General features: G+C 51.2%; 5 protein-coding genes. All 5 read right to left on the reverse strand.

Going from position 1 to position 3,620, the window contains the following annotated elements:
- Positions 1 to 537 (reverse strand): hypothetical protein (locus tag WCO51_11070; protein ID MEI6513795.1); only part of this gene is annotated, 537 nt, incomplete at its 3' end.
- A 197-nt stretch (positions 538 to 734) separates the two neighbouring features.
- Positions 735 to 1,490 (reverse strand): sugar phosphate isomerase/epimerase, encoded by a 756-nt coding sequence (locus WCO51_11075; protein MEI6513796.1) that lies wholly within the window; start codon positions 1,488 to 1,490, stop codon positions 735 to 737.
- Positions 1,491 to 1,557: 67 nt separating this feature from the next.
- Entirely contained in the window at positions 1,558 to 2,298 is a 741-nt protein-coding gene (locus tag WCO51_11080; GenBank protein ID MEI6513797.1) for an isochorismatase family protein, read from the reverse strand.
- 99 nt (positions 2,299 to 2,397) lie between these two features.
- Positions 2,398 to 3,297, reverse strand: coding sequence for a carbon-nitrogen hydrolase family protein (locus WCO51_11085; GenBank protein ID MEI6513798.1), 900 nt, complete (start codon positions 3,295 to 3,297; stop codon positions 2,398 to 2,400).
- Positions 3,294 to 3,620: hypothetical protein (locus tag WCO51_11090; protein ID MEI6513799.1), on the reverse strand; the 327-nt coding region annotated here is incomplete at its 5' end. The genes WCO51_11090 and WCO51_11085, both read right to left, overlap by 4 nt.

Genomic DNA, 3,620 nt, shown 5'->3' on the forward strand with positions numbered 1-3,620 from the left:
ACGGACGGCAGTGCCGTCAGAGACCTTCACAAAGAACACACCTTCGTCATTATGGCTCGGGTCAAAGCTGAGCCTGTCTCCTTCTAGCGTGAGCGTGTTGTTGACGAGAAGGGAAGTCAGCGTACCGGTGACGGCAGTGAGCGTCAACAGATCTGGCGCCAAACTGGGCGCAGAGATACGTGTCACATTAGCCGCGTCGCGTACTTCATCAAGTAAACCACGTGAAGCGTTGACGTTGACCTTGACTTGATAATCAACAGGCAAGTCGGAGGTGGGGGTGGCCATCTTAGCCGAAATGCTGGTACCGAACGTCGCCAGCCCATCGATGTGAACGCTATTGCCTTTGAGGAGTTCGGACTTAACCTGGGTGATAAAGTTCATGACGGTCGCGGCCACATCCGACGGCGCAAGCGTGCAACTAGCCGAAATGGCGGTAAGTAAATCATCAAGAACAACCGTGTTCTTGGGTTTGACCCTGGCTGAATAAGAGGCAGGGGTTGTGAGTTTATTAAGAGTTACTTCGTAGTCGATGCTCATGGAAACCTCCTGAAGTGTTACTCTTATTATTGGTCGCTAATAGCTCGTCGCTTTAGAGCAAGCGTGGAGATATTATGTCAGTCTGATATCGTTAACTTTGGCGTGAAGCTGCGGGGCTAGGGGATGATGCCTCTAAAATGCGAAAAGGCTCGGAACTTAGTGTTCCGAGCCTTTGTTATTGCGTGAATAAGCGTGACTTACTTGTTACCCGAGACCAGACCGGTGCTGGTTAAGAAGTCGTAGCTGTCCTTGACGGCTTGCCACATGTCGGTGGCGCATTCGTCTAGTTCAACAACGGCCCACTTGGTGACGTTGGGGTCGGCAGCTTTAAGGCAGTCGACGATGGGAACTTTACCCTTGCCAACGGCAGTATGGGGGATGTTACGTTCGAGTGTTCCGTCCTTGATGTGAAGAAGGTCTAAGTCCTTCTTATTCCTTGCGATGAACGCAGGAACATCGACGAGGCCGAAGTTACAGGCCCAGTAGATATCAAGCTCACTGAATGCGTCTGGGTTCTGCTCGAGGAAGTAGTCGAGGCCGATCTTACCGTTTTCAAGTACGTCGAGTTCTAACCAGTGGTTGTGAACGCCGACTTTCATACCGAAGGGCTTGACCAAAGCGGCGGAAGCGCGGCATGTGGCTACGTTCTTATCAACGTTAGCAACGGTACCCCATTCACCCACACCACCAATGAGATAGTTGTAGCCAAGGGTCTTGGCAGTGGCGACTATCTCATCAACGGCATCACTAGTAAACTCAATACCGCTATGCGCTGAGGAGCAGACCAGTCCATACTCGTCCAGCCAGTTCTTGACTTCAGTGGTTGGGAAGCCATGAAGACCGGCAGTCTCAACGCCAGTGTAGCCGATGTCGGCGAGTGTTTTAAGTGCGCCGCGGAAATCTTTCTCTGCGTACTCTCTTACTGTGTACAGTTGAATGCTAATAGGGATCATTTAAGTTCCTTCCTTATGTAATGATAATGTCGATCAAAACGTGTAGGCTTTGGCTATTGTACCTTCTTCACTTGCTTGTGCCATCAATATCCGCACTTGATATTGAAGGACACCAAAATTTCTCGATAAAACCGACTACCAGCGCTGTCCCCTGTTCATGACTGACATAGGGCGGCATTGCGGGGCTGTACATGGTATCGGTCATGTCACGGACGAGAGCAATGTTGACGCCCCATTTAACCATTTGGTGAATGCCAAAGGAGCGTTCGAGCACGCACATGTTCGTCGCCACACCCATGATGAGCACCTGCTTGATGCCTTTGTTCTTAAGCACGCTGTAGACCTCAGTACCTTTGTCGGTGATGAAGTCTTTGTTTTGGTTGATCTCAATCGTTGCGATTTGGCGCTTCCAAGGCATGCCGCCCATGTCATCAGTATCCGAGCCGCCATCGGATGCGTCGATTGGTTGGGGCGGGTTACCGTGCTTGATTTCAGGGGGCGGAGGCGCTTGCGGCATTTCAACCGTCATGATGCGCGCTTGGTCATTCGCATAGAAGTCCGTGCAATCAGATGGGCAATGAATGATAATCACTCCTGCTGCACGTGCCTTCTTAATAAGCTCATTCATCTTAGGAGCAAGAGCGGCCACCCGTTCGTTCATCGCCCGGCTCCAGTGCCTATCCCACATGTCGGTGATGATTATAGCAGTCTCTTCGCCCTTGACCACTTTCGGCTTTTCGATCACCCGCCAGACCTTGTAGCCTTTATCGTTCTTCTCTAGAACTTGGCTACGCATCTTCAGTGTCATATTCTTGGCCTCCGCTATGTTAGATACGGCCAACGCTATGATTATAAACAGTAGTATTGAAAACTTCCCACTCATTCGCATTTGGCTTCCTTCCTTTCTTTAATCAACTTGTGGCAGCTTAAACCCACGCCTTTGGTCAACGGTGTTGAGGCTGCGCTTCTTGTAATCTCTTAACTCTTCGAGACCATACTCGCGTGCCAAAGCGCGGGCGGAGACTCCCGGTCGCTTGGCTTTAAGGATGGACCAAGACTCGCGGGGCATCCATCGTTCTTCCATCACATCGTCGGGGTGTTCTGCCAGAAGCTTTTCCTTTTGCTCTGTGTTCCAGTTTGAGTGGTAGATACCACGGTCGAGGTCGAGGGTAATACGCGTGATGTTAACCCCTGGGGTGCTTTCATCAAGTATCTTTTCGCCGTTAATATCGAACACAAGGCAGTCGTTGCCGAGGGTTGAGCTAACGATGTAAAAGTGATTGACCAAAGCATGCGACTGAAGCGTCGTGCCCGCCGAATAGGCGCTAGGCCAAAGTATTAGCTCCGCACCTTGGGCGGCCATGCTGTCGAAGACAATCGGGAAGTTGGTATCAAAGCAGATTGCAAACCCGATCACTCCAAAGTCTGCCTTATAAACAGGCGCATCCTTACCGGGCTTGAGGTTGGGGAACTGGTCCCATTCATAGCATGGATAGGCTTTGTCGTACATAAAGGCGACCTGCCCCTGCCTGTCAAGCAGCACAGCAGTGTTGTAAACGCTGTCCCCATCCTTACGGTAGATAGGAGACACGACGTAGGTGTTATGCTTCTTCGCCAGTTCCGCCATGCGGGTAATGGGGGGGGCATTGAGGTCATGGACCTCAGAGTCTGGCCATGACTCGGGGAGGACAATAATATCCGTCCCCTTTGCCCCCTCTTCATCGACGAGATTGGCGATTTCATCGATTGGCTTGCCATAGAAGCTAAAGCTGGATACTCGTACCGGTCTGCCTATCGTTTCACTCATTTAACCACCTCTTTAAGCCAGGTAAGGAATTCCTCAGGGCAGTTGCGGCTGACGACAGGCACAACCTCAAGGGCGTCTTGATTTCCAGTTAGACCATATACGGTCGTCGCGAGTTCCTTCACTCGCATAAAGCCTTCGACAGGCCAATTGCGTCGTTCTCTTGTCTCGGATATGAAGAGAGGTTTGGGAGCAACGGCCGCGAAGAAGTATTGCAGGTCGGTTACAGTGTTCATGTTCGGCAGATAGGGCATCACGTCAGGGAAGTCGACATCATGATGGAAGAACTCAGCGCTATGCGCTGCCCAGTCCTGCATTGTCGTTGC

It is taken from the genome of bacterium (genome assembly GCA_037131655.1).
Lineage (GTDB): Bacteria > Armatimonadota > Fimbriimonadia > Fimbriimonadales > JBAXQP01 > JBAXQP01.

What these genes read in the sequence shown, in the direction of transcription:
- WCO51_11075 (MEI6513796.1), bottom strand. Translation starts at nt 1,490, where the DNA reads ATGATCCCTATTAGCATTCAACTGTACACAGTAAGAGAGTACGCAGAG.
- WCO51_11080 (MEI6513797.1), bottom strand. Translation starts at nt 2,298, where the DNA reads ATGACACTGAAGATGCGTAGCCAAGTTCTAGAGAAGAACGATAAAGGC.
- WCO51_11085 (MEI6513798.1), bottom strand. Translation starts at nt 3,297, where the DNA reads ATGAGTGAAACGATAGGCAGACCGGTACGAGTATCCAGCTTTAGCTTC.